Source organism: Streptomyces sp. NPDC048197, assembly GCF_043202395.1.
Taxonomy (GTDB): domain Bacteria; phylum Actinomycetota; class Actinomycetes; order Streptomycetales; family Streptomycetaceae; genus Streptomyces; species Streptomyces siderophoricus.
The window spans coordinates 1-16394 of the sequence record NZ_JBIDAJ010000027.1 but is presented as its reverse complement, the minus strand read 5'-3'; the positions used below and the strand labels follow the sequence as shown (position 1 = coordinate 16394).

The window sequence follows — 16394 nt, the reverse complement described above, 5'->3', positions numbered from 1 at the left end:
CGCCGCGGGGCTCGCTCGCCGTTGCGCCTGCGGCGGGCTGGGTTGTGGTGGGTGCGGTGACGGACCTCCGGAGCCTTGTTCATGGACTGCTGTCGCTTTACGTCCATGAACAAGGCCCCTCCGGCCCGTCCCCTCCCGCGTGTGGGAGGGAATACGGTCGGTGGGGGCGGGCGTTGGGGATGCAAGGGGTCCTGGGGACCCGTAGGGGACGCTCGAACAGATCCCGTAAGGGTCGCGAGCGCCCCCTACGGGTCCTCAACTCGGCGCGCGGGGAGGGGTATTCCCACGCGTTCCCACGACACGAAGCAACGAAGCAACAAGACGCGCCTGTACGACGACGCACGCCCCCACCCAGCTTCCTCCCCCCACTCACGGGAGGGGCTGGACCGGAGGACGAAGTCTGGAGGGCCGGCACCGCACCCGAAACACAAACGCCCGCCGCCAGGCGTAACGGCGAGCGAGCCCCGCGGCGGGAAAGTCAGGTACGTGCGGGGGCGCCGCAAAGCGCAACGGCGAGCGACAACCACGGCGCCGCAGACAGCTACGTGCGGGGCGCCGCAAAGCGCGCAACGACGAGACGCCCCGCGGCGGGACAGCCAGCTACGTACGGGGGCGCCGCAAAGCGCAACGGCGAGCGACAACCACGGCGCCGCAGCCGAGTACGTGGGCGGCCACCCTCACCCGCAGGGGCCGGTGCTCTCCCGGGCCTCAAGGTGGGGTAGTTCGCCCTGGACGGTGCGCGGTGGGCCGCCGTCGAGGACCGTGAGGAGTTCGTGGGCGGCGAGCCGGCCGAAGCCGGGGGTGTCGCGGACCAGTGCGGTCAGGCGGGGGTGGGTGACCCGGCAGAGCGCCGAGTCGTCCCAGGCCACGATCGACAGCGCGGCGGGGACGGGGATGCCGCGCTCGGCGGCCACCGAGGCGCCGGCCACCGCCATCACGTCGTTGTCGTAGATGATCGCCGTGGGCGGCCGGGCGTCGTCGAGGATGCGGCGGGTGGCCTCGGCCCCTTCCGCGTCGGAGTAGTCGGTGGTCACCGAGCGGACCTGCCGCTCGGTGAGGCCGCGGAGCGCCGCCTCGGTGCGCAGCGAGCGGATCCGGCGGGCGGTGTGGGCGAGGTCGGGCAGGCCCGCGACGTGCACGATCCGGCGGTGGCCGAGGCCGTGGAGGTGGTCCAGGACGCGGGCCATGGCCCTGGCGTCGTCGGCCCAGACGGTGGGGAGCGGCGGTGGCGGCGCGGCGTCCGGCTCCTGATCCGTCGGTGCGGGGCCGGGCGGGCCGCCGATGGCGACGGCGGGCAGGCCGAGCGTGGCGAGGAGTTCCGGGCGGGGGTCGTCGGTGCGGGGGTCGACGACGAGGACGCCGTCCACCCGGCGTTCGGCCCACCAGCGGCGGTAGAGGGCGCACTCGGTGTCGAGGTCCTCGACGACCTGGAAGAGCAGGGCGATCTTCCGGGCCGAGAGCACTTCCTGGATGCCGGAGACGAGCTGCAGGAAGAAGGATTCGACGCCCAGGGTGCGGGCAGGGCGGGCGAGGACGAGTCCGAGGGCGCCGGCGCGTTCGCCGGAGAGGGCGCGGGCGGCGCTGTTGGCCTGCCAGCCGAGTTCCTCGGCGACCCGGCGGACCCGGGCGCGGGTGTCGTCGGAGACGCCGGGGCGGTCGTTGAGCGCGAAGGAGACGGCGCTCTCCGAGACCCCGGCCCGGCGGGCGATGTCCTTGATCGTGGGCCGGCGCGCCGGCCTGCGGCGGGCGGCCTCACCGGGCGCTGTCATGGCGGGCTCTCCTCGTGCTGAACCGCATTAGTGCGGCTCAGTCTGATCAGCGGGGGACGGTGTGTCAAACGTGTGCCGAACCCCTCGGCGGACCTTTCGAAGTCCGGTCTTCAGCACGGGTGTTGACACTCACTAAAGCGCATTAGTAGCGTCTGCCGCGTTGTCGCCCGAGGTCCTGCGGAATACCCGCCGAAACGGCCTGGAATGCTCTCTCCCGGGGCCGGTGCGCGGCTTTTCCCGCGGCCTGGTCCGAGCAGAGGAGCCGCCAGCGATGCGCAGAGTTACCGTTCCCCGCCGAGCCGGTGCCGCGGTCGTGGCACTGGCCGTATCGGCGCTCACCCTGACCGCCTGCAGTACCGGCGGCGGGACCGGGGAGGACGCCTCGGAGAAGGTCGAGGGCCAGGTCACCTTCCAGACCTGGAACCTCAAGGCGAATTTCAAGGATTACTTCGAGGGGCTCGTCAAGGACTTCGAGCGGAAGTACCCGGATACCCGGGTGAAGTGGATCGACCAGCCGGCCGAGGGATATCCGGAAAAGCTCAGTGCGGACGCGGCCGGCGGCACCCTGCCCGACGTGGTGAACGTATCGCCGGATCTCGCCTACCCGCTGGCGAAGGCCGGGCTCGCCCTCGATCTGGAAAAGGCCGCCGGGAAATACCGCGGAGAATATCTGGACGGGGCCTGGAAGAGCCACCGGATGCCGGGCCTGCCGGGCGTCTACGCCTTTCCCTGGTATCTGAACACCGGGCCGATGTTCTACAACAAGGAGCTGTTCCGGAAGGCCGGGCTGGACCCGGACAAACCGCCGACCAGTTATGACCAGCTCTTCACGGACGCGGTGGCGATGGCGAAGAAGAGCGGCCGGAAGACAGCGATGCTCGCCGGCACGCCGTCGATCGAGGACTTCGGCCGGTACGGCGTACGGCTGATGAACGCCCGGGGCAGCGAGTTCACCTTCAACGAGCCCAAGGGCGTCGAACTGCTCCGGCACTACAAGGAGTTGTACGCGGCCGGGGCGCTGGACTCCCAGGCGCTGACCGCACAGGCCGAGTCGGCGGGGCGGAAGTTCGAGCAGCAGTCCGTCGCCATGAACCCGGGCAGTGCGCTCGATCTGCAGAACTTCAAGAAGGACGCGCCGAGCCTGTACCGGCACATCGGTATCACCGACGCGGTCAACAACACCGGTAAGGCCAATATGTACGTCCAGGGCCTGATGGTGAACGCGCAGAGCAAGGTGAAGCCGGCGGCGGTGGCCTTCGCGCACTTCGTCACCGACAAGAAGAACCAGATGGCGTTCGCCAGGAAGGTCACGATCTTCCCGAGCACCAAGGGCTCGCTGGACGATCCGTACTTCACCAAGGAGGACGGCACCGATGCGACCCGGGTGCGGGTGGCCGCGGCCAAGTCGCTGAAGACCGCGGTGAATTACACCCCGGTGCTGCTGAGCGACCAGATGAAGACCGTGCTGCGCAATGCGGTCGCCCGGGCCGTGCAGGGCAAGCAGTCGCCCCGGGCGGCGCTGGACGGTGCGGTCGCCGAGTGCAATCGCCTGCTGAAGACCGGCTGAGCCGAGGCCGCCGTGAAAAGACACCATGCCGCGAGTCCCTGGCTGTTCCTCGCCCCCGGGCTGCTGATCGCCCTCTCCTTCGGTCTGTATCCGTTCCTCAGCACGGTGGCGCATTCCTTCACCGATGCCCGCACGCTCACCGCGGGGCAGTTCGTCGGGGGCGCGAATTACCGCGAATTGATCCACGACGCGATGTTCTGGACCGGGCTGCGCAACAGCGTGCTCTACGTCCTCGGGGTCGTACCGCTGCTGGTGGTCCTGCCACTGCTGCTGGCGATGCTGGTGCAGCGGCAGATTCCCGGGATCGCCTTCTTCCGGGCGGCGTTCTACACCCCGGTGGTCGCCTCGGTCGTGGTGGTGTCGCTGATCTGGGTGTGGCTGCTGGACGACCGGGGGCTGGTCAACGCGCTGCTGGAGGGGCTGGGCCTCGGGACGGCCGGGTTCCTCAGTGATCCGTGGCTGCTGCTGCTCAGCGCCATGGCGGTCACCGTCTGGAAGGGCCTCGGCTACTACATGATCATTTATCTGGCGGCGCTGGCCAACGTCCCCGGGGAGCTGCACGAGGCCTGTGCGGTCGACGGGGCCGGTGCGGTGCGCCGCTTCCTGACCGTGACGGTGCCCGCACTGCGTTCCACGATGGTGCTGGTGGCCGCGCTGTCGTCGGTCAATGCGTTCAAGGTGTTCTCCGAGATCTATCTGATGGCCGGCCCGACCGGCGGGCCCGGTGGTGAGGACACCACGCTGGTGATGCTCGTCCAGCAGGCCGGTACCGGCCTGTCCGGCCGGGTCGGCTATGCCTCGGCGCTGTCCGTCGTGGTCTTCGTGATCACCCTGGGGCTGATGCTGCTGGTGCTGCGCGCGAACCGCAAGGAGGAGGCATGAGCGCGACCGTGCCGCGGTATGTCCGCGCCGGGCGGCGGCTGCCGCGGTGGCAGCTGGCGCTGCGCTACGCGCTGCTGCTCGCCGTACTGGCGCTGACCGTCGGGCCGTTCCTCTGGCAGCTGTCCACCTCCCTCAAGGGCCCCGGTGAGGACATCTACCGCTATCCGCCGAGCCTGGTGCCGCATCAGGTGACGCTGGCGAACTACGCGGGCGTCGCCCGGATCATCCCGGTCTGGGACTTCGCCCTGAACTCCCTGAAGGTCGCCACCGCCAATGTGCTCACCAACTGCGCGGGCGCGGCGCTCGCCGGCTATGCGCTGGCCCGGCTGCGTTTCCGGGGCCGCCGGGCCGCGCTGGTGGTCTTCCTCATGGCGATGCTGGTCCCGGTCGAGAGCATCATGATCGCCCAGTTCGTGACGATGCGGACGCTGCAGCTCAACAACACCCTGCTCGGGGTGGTGCTGCCGGGCTGCATCGGCGCGATGAACGTGCTGCTGATGCGCAACGCTTTCGCGGCGCTGCCGTACGAGGTGGAGGAGGCGGCTTTCGTCGACGGCGCCAACGCCTGGCAGCGGTTCGTGCGGATCGCGCTGCCGTCGGTGCGGGGCACCCTCGCGGTGGTGGCGATCTTCGCCTTCATGGGGGCCTGGGACGACTTCCTGTGGCCGCTGATCGTGCTGAGCGACCAGTCGAAGTTCACCCTGACCGTCGGCCTGAACTTCCTGCACGGCACCTTCGCCGACAACCAGCGGCTGGTGGCGGCCGGCACCGTCATCGCCGTGCTCCCGCTGATCGTGCTCTTCGCCTGCCTCCAGCGCTCCTTCTTCCGCGGTGTCGGCGAGGGCGCCGTCAAGGGCTGAGCCCGGGCCGTCCCGCCGTAGCCCACCGCCTTCGACCCCACAGGAGTCCCATGCGATTCGGCGTCAACTACACGCCCACCCAAGGCTGGTTCCACCACTGGCTGGACTTCGACCTCGACGCGGTGCGCGCGGACCTCGACTCCGTCGCCGCGCTCGGCCTGGACCACATCCGGGTCTTCCCGCTCTGGCCGCTGTTCCAGCCGAACCGCACGCTGATCCGGCCGCGCGCCGTGGAGCAGCTGGTGGGGCTCGCGGACGCGGCGGCCGAGCGCGGGCTCGACGTCGCCGTCGACGGGCTGCAGGGCCATCTGTCCAGCTTCGACTTCCTGCCCGCCTGGACGCGGACCTGGCACCGCCGCAACCTCTTCACCGACCCGGAGGTACTGGCCGGCCAGGAGGAGTACCTGCGCACGCTGGCGGCCGCGCTCGCGGACCGCCCGCACTTCCTCGGGATGACGCTCGGCAACGAGATCAACCAGTTCTCCGACGGCCCGCATCCGGACCCGGACCACCTCACCGGCACGGAGGCCGCGGCCTGGCTGGAGCGGATGCTGGCGGCCTGCGAGCGCGGCGCACCGGGCCGGATGCATCTGCACGCCGCGTACGACGCCGCCTGGTACCGCGACGGTCATCCGTTCACGCCGGCGCAGGCGGCCCGGCTGGGTGCCGTGACGGCCGTGCATTCCTGGGTGTTCAACGGCACCGCGCAGCGCCACGGGCCGGCGGGCACCGCCACCGAGCAGCACGCCGCCTATCTCGTCGAGCTGTCCAAGGCGTGGGCGAGGGACCCGCACCGCCCGGTGTGGCTCCAGGAGGTCGGCGCGCCGGCACCGCACATCCCCGCGGAGCGGGCGGCGCACTTCACCGCGGCGACCGTCGCGGCCGTCCTGGACTGTCCGGACCTGTGGGGCGTCACCTGGTGGTGTTCGCACGACGTGTCCCGGTCGCTGGCGGACTTCCCGGAGCTGGAGTACGGGCTCGGGCTGCTCGGCACCGACCGTACGGTCAAGCCGGCCGGGCGGGCGCTGGCGGCGCTGGCCGCCGGGTGGCGCGGACGGGAGCACCGGCCGCCGGTGCGGAGCTGCGCGCTGGTCGTGGACGTGGGCGGGGCCGACACGGCGCCGCACCGGTCGGTGTGTGCGCCCGGCGGGCCGGTCTTCGAGGCATGGGCGGAGCTGGCCGCCCAGGGCGCCCGCCCGGCCCTCGTACTGGCCGAACTCGCCGAGGACCGGGAGCATTTGGCGTCCCGTGGCATCACCGAGGTCGTGTCACCCGACGAGGTGCGCGCAGCCGGCGGCCCGGCCCGCGCCGCGCGTCGTCGGCCGCCGTCCGTTCCCCATCGGAGGAGCACCTCATGACCCACCGCCCGCTGCCCGTCCCCCGCCGTCGTGTGCTGCTGGCCGGGGCGGGCGCCGCGGCCGCCCTGTTCGGCCCGCCGGTCACGGGCGGTGCGGTGGCCGCCGGCCGGCACCGCACCTCGGACCCGCTTCAGCCGTACGCGTCGTACTGGTTCCCCGATTCGCTGCCGGAGGGCACGCCGGACGACGGCGTGGTGTGGCGCAGCCTCGCGGCGTGGACGCCCGGGGCCGACCGGGACCTGCCGTTCAACACGGCGACGGTGCCGCTCGCCGAGCGGTTCACGCCGGTGCCGGCGAACACCTCGGCCCGTGCCGGGCAGGCCCGGATCAGCGCACTGGTGGCCTTCGACCACACCGCGGGCAACCCTTCGCAGGGCTCGGCGACCGCGGACACCTACGCGCCGACGCACTGGGCGTACCTCGACGAGCTGGTCTTCTGGGGCGGTTCGTCCGGCGAGGGCCTGATCCTCGCGCCGAACGCCCCGGTCGTGGACGCCGCGCACCGCAACGGCGTGCCCGTGCTGGGCACCGTCTTCCTGCCGCCGGCCGCCTACGGCGGGCAGCTGCGCTGGACCCGCGACCTGGTGCGGAAGGACGCCGCCGGCCGCTTCCCGCTCGCCGCGAAGCTGGCGCAGGTGGCCGCGGCGTACGGCTTCGACGGCTGGTTCGTCAACGCGGAGACCGGTGGCGGGGACGCCGCGCTCGCCGCCGACATGCAGGGCTTCCTGCGGGCGCTGCGCGCGGCGGGCGCCCGGCACGGGCTGCGCATCACGTGGTACGACGCGATGAACCGGACCGGGCAGGTCGGCTGGCAGGGTGCGCTGAACGACCTCAACCGGCCGTTCTTCCAGGACGCCGCCGGGCCGGTCGCCGACTCGATGTTCGTCGACTTCCGCTGGACCGCCCGGTCGCTGGCGGACTCGGGCCGTCTCGCCGGTCAACTGGGCCGCGGCCGTTACGAGTTGTGGGCCGGGGTCGATGTCGAATCGGCCGGCTGGGACACCCGCACGGACTGGGAGGCGATCGTCCCGGCCGGGCGCGACCACGTCGTCTCGTACGGCTTCTACCGGCCGGAGTGGACGCTGACGCATCTGCCGGAGGGGCGTACGCCGGGTGACTTCCATGCCGCGGACGACCGGTTCTGGTCGGGCGAGGCCCTGGATCCGACGGTGCCGGGCGGTGCGGGGGACGGCTGGCGGGCGCCCGCCGCGGTGGTCGCGGACCGGTCGGTGCTGACCGCGCTGCCGTTCGCCACCAGCTTCAACACCGGGCACGGGCTGCGCTGGTACGAGGACGGGCGCGCGGTCTCGGACGCGCCCTGGAGCCATCTCGGGTTGCAGGACGTGCTGCCGCCGCGGCGCTGGGCGGTGCGCACCGCGGGTGCCCGCCCGGAGGTCTCGCTGGACTTCGCCGCGGCCTGGCGCGGCGGCAGCAGTCTGCTGGTGCGTGGCGCGGCGGGCGCCCCGGCGACACTGGAGCTGTTCCCGGCGCGGCTGCCGGCCGGTGCGGAGACGGTGGTCGGCCTCACCCACCGCCTCGATCCGTCGTCGGGGCCGGTGACCGTCGAGGTGGCGGTGGCGCTACGGGACGCGCCGGCGCCGGGCGAGCCCGCTCCGTACGCCTTCCTGCCGGCGGGCACGCTGGAGCCGGGCGGCGGCTGGCGCACCGACACCGTACGGCTCGGTCCGCTGGTGCCGGGGACGGTCCGGGCGCTGGGGGTGCGGCTGACCGGCCGTGGCGGCGGTGCGGTGGCCTGGCGGCTGGGGGCGCTGGCGATCCAGGACCGTGCCGGGGCGCCGGCCGCGCCCGCCGGGCTGCGGGTCACCGGCCGCGCCACCGCCGACGGGGCGCTCGCCCTGCGGCTGCGCTGGAAGCGGGCCGCCGGGCCGGTGCGCCACTACGAGCTCCATCGCCAACTCCCGTCCGGGGCACGGCAGTTCCTCGGCGGGACCTGCGGCACGGCGTACTACGTCCGCGGGCTGCGGCGGGCCGCGGACGAGGTGGCCGCCCGGCTGGAGGTGCGCGCGGTGCACGAACTGTTCACCGTCTCGGCGCCCGCCCGCACCGACGTCCCCTGGTGACCGTCCGCCCTTCCCGGCCGCCCTTCCCGGCCGGCCTTCCTGCCCGAACTTCCTCGACGTCTCGACGCTACGGAGCCCCTCCATGCATGACGATCGCGCACTGGTCGAAGCCCGGCTCAAGCGGGTCCTGGACGAGCGCATCCGGCCGGCGCTCTACCCGGAGTCGGTCCCCCTGGAGGTCGCGGCCTGGGTCGCGCCCGGTGAGCCGGTGCCCGTGGCGGAGGGGCTGGCCGCCGCGCACACGCCGGTGAAGGTGGGTGATGCGTGGGGCGCTCCGTGGGGGACGACCTGGTTCCGGGTCCGCGGGCAGGTGCCGGCCGAGTGGGCCGGGCGGACCGTGGAGGCGGTGCTGGACCTGGGCTTCGACGAGCGGATGCCGGGGTTCCAGTGCGAGGCACTGGTCCACCGGCCGGACGGCAGCCCGGTCAAGGCGCTCAACCCGCGGAACCAGTGGGTGCGGGTGGGGGCGCCGGTACGCGGCGGGGAGCGTGTCGAATGGCATCTGGAGGCCGCGTCCAACCCGGTGATCCTGGACGTCCATCCGTTCCTGCCCACGCCGCTGGGCGACCGGGAGACCGCGGGCAGTGCGCCGCAGTACCGGCTGGCGCGGATGGACCTGGCGGTGTTCGACACCGAGGTGTGGGAGCTCGTCCAGGACCTGGAGGTGCTGGGCGAGCTGATGGCGGAGCTCCCGGTGGACGGTCCGCGGCGCTGGGAGGTGCTGCGGGCGGTCGGCCGGGCGCTGGACGCGGTGGATCTGCAGCGCGTCAACGCGACGGCCGGGGCGGCCCGTTCGGAGCTGCGGGAGGTGCTGGCGGCGCCCGCGGGGGCCTCGGCGCACCGGATCAGCGCGGTGGGGCACGCCCACATCGACTCGGCGTGGCTGTGGCCGCTGCGTGAGACGGTCCGGAAGGTGGCGCGGACCACGTCGAACATGACGGCGCTGCTGGCGGACGAGCCGGAGTTCGTCTACGCCATGTCGCAGGCGCAGCAGTACGCGTGGCTCAAGGAGCACCGGCCGGAGGTCTACGCCCGGGTCAAGGAGGCGGTGGCAAAGGGCCGGTTCGTGCCGGCGGGCGGGATGTGGGTGGAGTCGGACACCAATATGCCGGGGTCCGAGGCGATGGCCCGGCAGTTCGTGCACGGCAAGCGGTTCTTCCTGGAGGAGTTCGGCGTCGAGAACGAGGAGGCGTGGCTGCCGGACACCTTCGGGTTCGCCGCCGGGCTGCCGCAGATCATCCGGGCGGCGGGCGCGAAGTGGCTGCTGACCCAGAAGATCTCCTGGAGCCAGGTCAATTCCTTCCCGCACCACACCTTCCGCTGGGAGGGCATCGACGGCACCCGGATCTTCACCCACTTCCCACCCGTGGACACCTACAACTGTCAGCTGTCGGGCGGTGAACTCGCCCACGCGGTACGGAACTTCAAGGACAAGGGGGTGGCCCGGCACTCGTTGGCGCCGACCGGCTGGGGCGACGGAGGCGGCGGCACCACCCGCGAGATGGTCGCCAAGGCCCGGCGGCTGCGCGATCTGGACGGTTCGCCGACGGTGGTGTGGGAGAAGCCCGCGGACTTCTTCGCGCGGGCGGAGGCGGAGTACCCGCAGGCGCCGGTATGGGTGGGCGAGCTGTATCTGGAGCTGCACCGCGGGACCCTGACCAGCCAGGCGAGGACCAAACGCGGCAACCGGCGCAGCGAGCAGCTGCTGCGTGAGGCGGAGCTCTGGTCGGCGACCGCCGCCGTCAAGTGCGGGCACCGGTATCCGTACGAGGAGCTGGACCGCCTCTGGAAGACGGTGCTGCTCCACCAGTTCCACGACATCCTGCCCGGTTCGTCGATCGCCTGGGTGCACCGGGAGGCGGCGGCGACGTACGCGGCGGTCGCCGCCGAGCTGGAGGGGCTGATCGCGGGCGCGCTGACGGCGCTGGCCGGCGGCGGGGACAGCGGGCTGGTGGCCAACTCCGCGCCGCACGCCCGGGGCGGGGTGGCGGCCGGTGCGCTGGCACCACCGGTGGCCGAGGGCCCGGAGGTGTCCGTCGCACCCCGCGACGACGGCGGTTTCACGCTCACCAACGGTCTGCTGCGGATCGGGATCGACGGCCGCGGGCTGGTGGTCTCCGCGTACGACCTGGCGGCCGGCCGCGAGACGGTGGCTCCCGGGGCGGCGGCGAACCTGCTGCAGATCCACCCCGACTTCCCGAACATGTGGGACGCCTGGGACGTGGATGCGTTCTACCGCGATGTGGTCACCGATCTGACGGACGCGGACGAGGTGGTCCTCGGTGCGGTGGGCCCGGACGCCGCCACGGTGCGGGTGTCCCGTACGTTCGGGGACTCGCGGGTGGCGCAGTCGCTGACGCTGGCGCGCGGGCAGCGGCGGCTGGACATCGACACCGAGGTCGACTGGCACGAGACGGAGAAGTTCCTCAAGGCCGCGTTCCCGCTGGACGTGCACGCCGAGCGGTACGCCGCGGAGACCCAGTTCGGGCATCTGTACCGGCCCACGCACACCAACACCAGCTGGGAGGCGGCCAAGTTCGAGGCGTGCGCGCACCGGTTCGTGCACGTCGGGGAGCCGGGCTGGGGCGTGGCACTGGTCAATGACGCGCTCTACGGCCATGACGTGACCCGTACCGTCCGGGACGACGGCGACCGCGGCACCACCACGACCGTGCGGCTGTCGCTGCTGCGCGCCCCGCGCTTCCCGGACCCGGAGACCGACCAGGGCCGGCACCGTTTCCGCTACGCGCTGGTGCCCGGCGCCGGGATCGCCGACGCGGTGCGCGAGGGCCACCGGATCAATCTGCCGGAACGCCGGATCACCGGTGCGGCCGCGGTGCCGCCGCTGGTCGCGGTCGACAACGACGCGACGGTGGTGACCGCGGTGAAGCTCGCCGACGACGGGAGCGGCGATGTGGTCGTCCGTCTCCACGAGGCCCACGGCGGGCGTGCGACCGCCGTCCTCAGCACCGGGTTCGAGCTGACCGGCGCGGTCGCCACCGATCTGCTGGAGCGCCCGTGGGAGGACGGTCCGGCGCTCGACCGGGAGGGGAACTCCGTGCGGATGCGGCTGCGCCCGTTCCAGATCGTCACGTTGCGGCTGCGCCGGGCGGGCGGCGCCCGGTAGCCGGTCGGCGCGGCGGGGAACGGATCAGGGCGTGTCTCCCCGATCCGGCCGCAGCAGGGAACGGGCGCGGCCGGTCCGGGCCCCGCGTCCGGGGCTGCGGCCGTGGTCCGCCGCCGGCGGGTGCGCGGCGCCCCGGCCCGGGTCCCCGGCCGGATCCAGGCCCAGCATGTCCATCAGCAACGACAGGTCCGCCGCGTCCCGCGCCCGGCCGGCCAGCGCCTTGCGGGCGAGCCGGCGTTCCTCGTCACCCGGTGCGGCACGGGCAGGGTCCTCGGCACTGCGGTGTTCTTCGCTCACCGCTGCATTCTCGGCCGGACCGCGGTGCCGTGCCCGTCGAGCGCTCCCGGGGCGCCTGCTACGGAACCGGCCGGGGCGCACAGGGCCGTTCGGGTGAACCGGTCCGCGCCGGGGCCCCCGCACCGCATCGTCCCGCCGACCGGGCGCGAGGGAACCCACACCACCCCTTTTCCCTCTATATGAGCACGTGCAAGGGCACGTGCCGTTGATCCACCGCCCCGGAGTCCCCGTTGAAACACCCCTACGCCGTCGCGCTCGCGGCCGCCCTCGTCGCTTCCTGCGCACTGCTCACCGGCTGCTCGGAGAGCGGCCAGCCGGTCGACTTCAACGCCGGCGGCAAACCCGACGGGGCCGCGCCCGTCAAGCCCGTGGACGCGGACACCCGTATGCCGACGGGCCCGAAGAGCGACTTCCGGGTCACCCGGACGCTCGACGACGGCACGCACATCGCCCGGACCACGCTCAAGGGCCGCAAGTCCGGGGTCACCGGCAGCGTCTGGGTCTGGGCGCCGAAGGAGTACCAGGACCCGAAGTACGCCAAGAGCGGATTCCCGGTGCTGATCGCGCTGCCGGGCGGGCTGGGCAGCCCGCAGGACGCCGACGGGGTCACCAATTACTGGGTCGGCGGCGACATCAAGCTCCAGGAGAACCTCACCCGGTGGACCGCGGAGGGCAAGAGCCTGCCGTTCATCGTGGTGATGCCGATGCTCAACCCGGACACCCGGTACCACGACGCCAGCGACATACCCGGACAGCAGAAGATGGGCACCTGGCTGACGGAGGACGTGGTGGACCTGGCGAAGGCCAACTTCCGCACCTACCGGTCCCGCGACGGCTGGGCGTTCATGGGCTCGTCCTCGGGCGGCTTCGCCGGGCTGAAGTCCGTCCTTGCGCACCCGGACAAGTTCAAGGCGGCGATCGCCAGCGGACCGGACATCGTGCCCGACTCCCCGCTGTGGGCCGGGCACCAGGCGGAGAAGGACGCCAACGACCCGGAAAAGCTTGCCCGACGGCTGCTCCGGAAGGGCGGCCCGGACGTGTACCTCGCCTTTCAGGTGGGCACCCGGGAGTCCCGGGCCGTCACCCTGCCCGTCCAGAAGTTCCGCACCACTTACGGCAAGGGCCCGATACACACCGCGCTGCAGCTGATACCCGACGGCCGGCACAACGCCTGGGACTACCAGAAGGGCATGGCCGACGGTTCCCTGAAGTTCATCAGCGACCACCTGAAGGCCCCGGTTCCGAGCCGTTCCTGACTCCGGGCGCGCGGATGCAGATCACCTGAGTGGGGGAGATCCTGGAGGGGCGGGGGCCGTCCCGAGGAGGTCACACCATGTCCGTGATGGACAAGCTCAAGCAGATGCTGAAGGGGCACGAGGAGCAGGCCGGCAAGGGCGTCGACAAGGGCGGCGACATGCTCGACGAGAAGACCCGGGGCAAGTACTCCGGGCAGGTCGACACGGCCCAGGACAAGCTCAAGGAACAGCTCGGCCGGGACCAGGACCAGCCGCCGCAGACCTGACCGAACGGGTTTTCCCAAGGGCGGTGCCGGACCGCCGCCCCGCCCGTACGCTGTGCGGATGATCTCCGTGTCGTCCGCCCGGCTGACCCCTGACGTCCTGCTGCGCCCCGCCACGGCAAGGGACGCCGCCGGCCTCGCCCGGTCCTACCGGCGCAGCCGGGACCATCTCCGCCGCTGGGAGCCGGACCGGGACGACGCGTTCTTCACCACCGACGGCCAGGCGGCCCGGCTGCGCGGCCTGCTCGCCGAACGGAGCGCCGGGCAGACCATGCCGTGGGTGCTGGAGCGGCGGCCGGACGACGGTGCCGGGGAGCCCGAGGTCGTCGGCGCGATCACGCTGACCGGGATCGTGCTGGGACCGTTCCGCAGCGCCAACCTGGGCTACTGGATCGACGCGGGCCAGCTGCGCCGCGGCCTGGCCTCGGCCGCGGTGACCGCGGTCTGTGCCGCCGCCGATGCCGAGCTGGGCCTGCACCGCGTCCAGGCGGGCACCCTGGTCGACAACCTCGCGTCCCAGCGCACGCTGCTGAAGTGCGGTTTCACCGCGTTCGGCACGGCCGAGAACTATCTGCACATCAACGGCGCCTGGCGCGACCACCGGCTGTTCCAGAAGATCCTCAACGACCGCCGCCCGTAAGGCCGCGGCCACATCCGGACACGGCGGGGCGCCCGCCCCCGGACGGGAACGGGCGCCCCTTGCCGCGTGCCGCGGACGGGTCAGGCCAGCCGGATCTTCTCCGCCTGCGGGCCCTTGTGGCCCTGGGTGACCTCGAACGTCACCTTCTGGCCCTCCTGGAGCTCGCGGTAGCCGGTGGCGTCGATGTTGGAGTAGTGCGCGAAGACGTCGGCGCCGCCGCCGTCCTGGGCGATGAAGCCGAAGCCTTTCTCCGAGTTGAACCACTTCACGGTGCCGGAAGCCATATCTGTCTCCTTCGTTCAAGGGGCTCGGATCGGGTTCCGCGACTTGCGGCACCCGGAGGTGATCGCCTTGGGTCCGGAGACGCACCGCACACGCACACGCACAGCAAGAACGCCCGTGAATGCGACACGGGCGCCCGGTACTTCGGAACCACGACAGCTGTTCAGGACGCTACACCGAGCAACGCCCGGCGGGCGGCAGGTCCGTGACGGACGCGTCGCCCTTCACCGGGCCAGGGCCACCGGATGTCCTCCGTATACCTGACCTATCGGATGTTTGTGCGGGGCCGGCGGGTTGGCCCGTCCACCTGACTGCCTGACTGACCGTCAGGCCCGCTCCCGGTCCGCAGCCGTTTCCGAAACCGCCTCCGCACCCGCTTCCGGAACCGCCTCCGGGGCCTTCCCGGCCGCGGCCTCCGGGGCCTTCCCCGCCGCCGTTTCCGGGCCCTTTCCGGCCGCCGTTTCCGTGGCCGCGCACGGCTTGCGGCGCCGCCACCACAGCCCGGTGCCGAGCCCGGCGGCCGCGATCACCCCGACCGCCGCGGCCGACGTCAGCAGCCACCGCCGGCGCCCCGCGCCGTCGGCGTCCCCCGGGGCACCGGCCACGTGCAGGGGCTGCAGCGATGCCGGCCGGTGGGCGACGTGCCCGGCCCCGGCGTCCCGCCAGCCCGGGGCGACACCCGGCAGCATGGCCACCGCGGCGGCCCGGGGAGCCACCTCGAAGCCCCAGTCCAGCAGCGCCCGGGTCTCCTCGTAGACCGCGTTCGAGGCGCCGGACTGCGGGTTCATCACGGTGACCAGCAGCGTCCGGCCGTCCCGCCGGGCCGCCGCGACCAGGGTGTTGCCGGCATGCGTCGTGTAGCCGTTCTTCACCCCGATCAGTCCCTCGTACGGGCGTACGCCGTGCGAGCCGACCAGCAGCCGGTTGGTGTTCTGGATGCCGAACGCGTCCGGGCCGCCGCCCTGCGGGAGTTGGGCCCGTTTCGTCGCGGCGAACTCCGCGAAGTCGGGGTTGGTCAGCCCGGCCTGCCCGAAGAGCGACAGGTCGTAGGCGGAGGAGACCTGCCCCGGGGTGTCGAAGCCGTCCGCGGACTCCACCCGGGTGTCGCGGGCACCGAGGCGGCGCGCGGTCTCCTGCATGTCGTCGATGGTCTTGTTCCAGCCACCGTTCATGGCGGCCAGGGTGTGCACCGCGTCGCTCCCGGAGCTGAGGAAGACGCCGTGCCACAGGTCGGCGACGTGGTACGGCACCTCCTCCTGGAGCCCGGCCATCGAGCTGCCCGCCTCGATGCCGGCCAGGTCCTCCATGGAGACGGTGTGCACCGTCCCCTGGGAGAACTTCGGCAGCACGGTCAGCGCGAACAGCGTCTTGAGCGTACTGGCGGGCGGCAGCGGCCGATGGGCGTCCTTGGCGGCCAGCACCTTGCGGCTCCCCAGGTCCGTCACCATCCACGACAACGCGGAGACCATCGGCGGCTCCGGTACGTCCCGCCGGGCCACGAACTGCACTCCGCGCCGGTCCAGCCGGCTCCCGGCATCGGCCGCGGGGCGGGCCCCGGCCCGCGGATCGTCGACGCCGTACGGGCCATCGGCCCGTACGCTCCGGCACGCGCCGATGGCCGGTGCCGGAGCGGGCACGGCCAGCAGTCCGGCGGCACAAAACGCCACGACGGTCACGGCTCTGACGGGGGCCCATCTCGCGCTCGACATGAGCCCACGCTAAGAACGACGGGGGCGGGGCGCTGGTTGGCCTACGCCATCCGGTGACTTCCCACGTACTTGGCTGTCCCGCCGCGGGGCTTGCCGTTGTGCGCTTGGCGGCGCCCCGCACGTACTCGTCTGTCCCGCCGCGGGGCTTGGTCGCCGTTGCGCCTGCGGCGGGCTGGGTTTGTGGTGGGTGCGGTGACGGGCCTGCGGGGCCGGTGTTTGGGACTGCTGTCGCTTTACGTCCCAAACACCGGCCCCTCCGGCCCGTCCCCTCCCGTTGGGGGAGTGTGCGGGTGGGTGGGGGCG

Annotated in this window: 13 protein-coding genes; 9 read left to right on the top strand and 4 right to left on the bottom strand. The window is 72.6% G+C overall.

Features of this window, described 5'->3' with window-relative positions; translation table 11 throughout:
• Positions 1–677: 677 nt before the first annotated feature.
• Positions 678–1769 (bottom strand): LacI family DNA-binding transcriptional regulator, encoded by a 1092-nt coding sequence (locus ACGF4C_RS28620; RefSeq protein WP_393569824.1) that lies wholly within the window; start codon positions 1767–1769, stop codon positions 678–680.
• 271 nt (positions 1770–2040) lie between these two features.
• On the opposite strand from ACGF4C_RS28620, the gene ACGF4C_RS28615 reads away from it, so the two are divergent.
• From ACGF4C_RS28615 to ACGF4C_RS28590, 6 genes are all read left to right on the top strand, one after another.
• Positions 2041–3336: an ABC transporter substrate-binding protein gene (locus tag ACGF4C_RS28615; RefSeq protein ID WP_393569822.1), complete on the top strand. Its 1296-nt coding sequence runs from the start codon at positions 2041–2043 to the stop codon at positions 3334–3336.
• Positions 3337–3348: 12 nt separating this feature from the next.
• Entirely contained in the window at positions 3349–4218 is an 870-nt protein-coding gene (locus ACGF4C_RS28610) for a carbohydrate ABC transporter permease (RefSeq protein WP_393569820.1), read from the top strand.
• Positions 4215–5078 carry a carbohydrate ABC transporter permease gene (locus ACGF4C_RS28605; RefSeq protein WP_393569818.1) on the top strand — a complete coding sequence of 288 codons (864 nt, stop codon included), beginning with the start codon at positions 4215–4217 and terminating at the stop codon, positions 5076–5078. Before ACGF4C_RS28610 ends, ACGF4C_RS28605 begins: the two co-directional genes overlap by 4 nt.
• A 50-nt stretch (positions 5079–5128) precedes the next feature.
• Entirely contained in the window at positions 5129–6436 is a 1308-nt protein-coding gene (locus ACGF4C_RS28600; RefSeq protein WP_393569816.1) for a glycosyl hydrolase, read from the top strand.
• Positions 6433–8517: an endo-beta-N-acetylglucosaminidase gene (locus ACGF4C_RS28595; RefSeq protein ID WP_393569814.1), complete on the top strand. Its 2085-nt coding sequence runs from the start codon at positions 6433–6435 to the stop codon at positions 8515–8517. The genes ACGF4C_RS28600 and ACGF4C_RS28595 overlap by 4 nt, the downstream gene beginning before the upstream one ends.
• Positions 8518–8599: 82 nt before the next feature.
• A complete protein-coding gene (locus tag ACGF4C_RS28590) occupies positions 8600–11644 on the top strand; it encodes an alpha-mannosidase (RefSeq protein ID WP_393569812.1) in 3045 nt (1014 codons plus the stop codon).
• Between the two features lie 24 nt (positions 11645–11668).
• Here the strand turns inward: ACGF4C_RS28590 and ACGF4C_RS28585 are convergent, their stop codons facing one another.
• Positions 11669–11941: a hypothetical protein gene (locus ACGF4C_RS28585; RefSeq protein ID WP_393569810.1), complete on the bottom strand. Its 273-nt coding sequence runs from the start codon at positions 11939–11941 to the stop codon at positions 11669–11671.
• A 230-nt stretch (positions 11942–12171) separates the two neighbouring features.
• On the opposite strand from ACGF4C_RS28585, the gene ACGF4C_RS28580 reads away from it, so the two are divergent.
• The 3 genes from ACGF4C_RS28580 (at position 12172) to ACGF4C_RS28570 (ending at position 14100) form a co-directional block, all read left to right on the top strand.
• Positions 12172–13197 (top strand): alpha/beta hydrolase, encoded by a 1026-nt coding sequence (locus ACGF4C_RS28580; RefSeq protein ID WP_393569808.1) that lies wholly within the window; start codon positions 12172–12174, stop codon positions 13195–13197.
• A gap of 77 nt (positions 13198–13274) precedes the next feature.
• On the top strand, positions 13275–13463 hold the full coding sequence (locus tag ACGF4C_RS28575) for an antitoxin (protein ID WP_393569806.1): 189 nt from the start codon (positions 13275–13277) through the stop codon (positions 13461–13463).
• Between the two features lie 58 nt (positions 13464–13521).
• Positions 13522–14100: a GNAT family N-acetyltransferase gene (locus ACGF4C_RS28570; RefSeq protein ID WP_393569804.1), complete on the top strand. Its 579-nt coding sequence runs from the start codon at positions 13522–13524 to the stop codon at positions 14098–14100.
• 80 nt (positions 14101–14180) lie between these two features.
• Here the strand turns inward: ACGF4C_RS28570 and ACGF4C_RS28565 are convergent, their stop codons facing one another.
• Together ACGF4C_RS28565 and ACGF4C_RS28560 are read right to left on the bottom strand one after the other, a co-directional pair.
• Positions 14181–14384, bottom strand: coding sequence for a cold-shock protein (locus ACGF4C_RS28565; RefSeq protein WP_030416471.1), 204 nt, complete (start codon positions 14382–14384; stop codon positions 14181–14183).
• A 324-nt stretch (positions 14385–14708) separates the two neighbouring features.
• Positions 14709–16091, bottom strand: a complete 1383-nt coding sequence (locus tag ACGF4C_RS28560; protein WP_393569801.1) for a D-alanyl-D-alanine carboxypeptidase family protein — start codon at positions 16089–16091, stop codon at positions 14709–14711.
• Positions 16092–16394 lie beyond the last annotated feature (303 nt).

What these genes read in the sequence shown, in the direction of transcription:
- ACGF4C_RS28595 (WP_393569814.1), top strand. Translation starts at nt 6,433, where the DNA reads ATGACCCACCGCCCGCTGCCCGTCCCCCGCCGTCGTGTGCTGCTGGCC.
- ACGF4C_RS28590 (WP_393569812.1), top strand. Translation starts at nt 8,600, where the DNA reads ATGCATGACGATCGCGCACTGGTCGAAGCCCGGCTCAAGCGGGTCCTG.
- ACGF4C_RS28600 (WP_393569816.1), top strand. Translation starts at nt 5,129, where the DNA reads ATGCGATTCGGCGTCAACTACACGCCCACCCAAGGCTGGTTCCACCAC.
- ACGF4C_RS28560 (WP_393569801.1), bottom strand. Translation starts at nt 16,091, where the DNA reads ATGTCGAGCGCGAGATGGGCCCCCGTCAGAGCCGTGACCGTCGTGGCG.
- ACGF4C_RS28570 (WP_393569804.1), top strand. Translation starts at nt 13,522, where the DNA reads ATGATCTCCGTGTCGTCCGCCCGGCTGACCCCTGACGTCCTGCTGCGC.
- ACGF4C_RS28575 (WP_393569806.1), top strand. Translation starts at nt 13,275, where the DNA reads ATGTCCGTGATGGACAAGCTCAAGCAGATGCTGAAGGGGCACGAGGAG.
- ACGF4C_RS28615 (WP_393569822.1), top strand. Translation starts at nt 2,041, where the DNA reads ATGCGCAGAGTTACCGTTCCCCGCCGAGCCGGTGCCGCGGTCGTGGCA.
- ACGF4C_RS28605 (WP_393569818.1), top strand. Translation starts at nt 4,215, where the DNA reads ATGAGCGCGACCGTGCCGCGGTATGTCCGCGCCGGGCGGCGGCTGCCG.
- ACGF4C_RS28620 (WP_393569824.1), bottom strand. Translation starts at nt 1,769, where the DNA reads ATGACAGCGCCCGGTGAGGCCGCCCGCCGCAGGCCGGCGCGCCGGCCC.
- ACGF4C_RS28565 (WP_030416471.1), bottom strand. Translation starts at nt 14,384, where the DNA reads ATGGCTTCCGGCACCGTGAAGTGGTTCAACTCGGAGAAAGGCTTCGGC.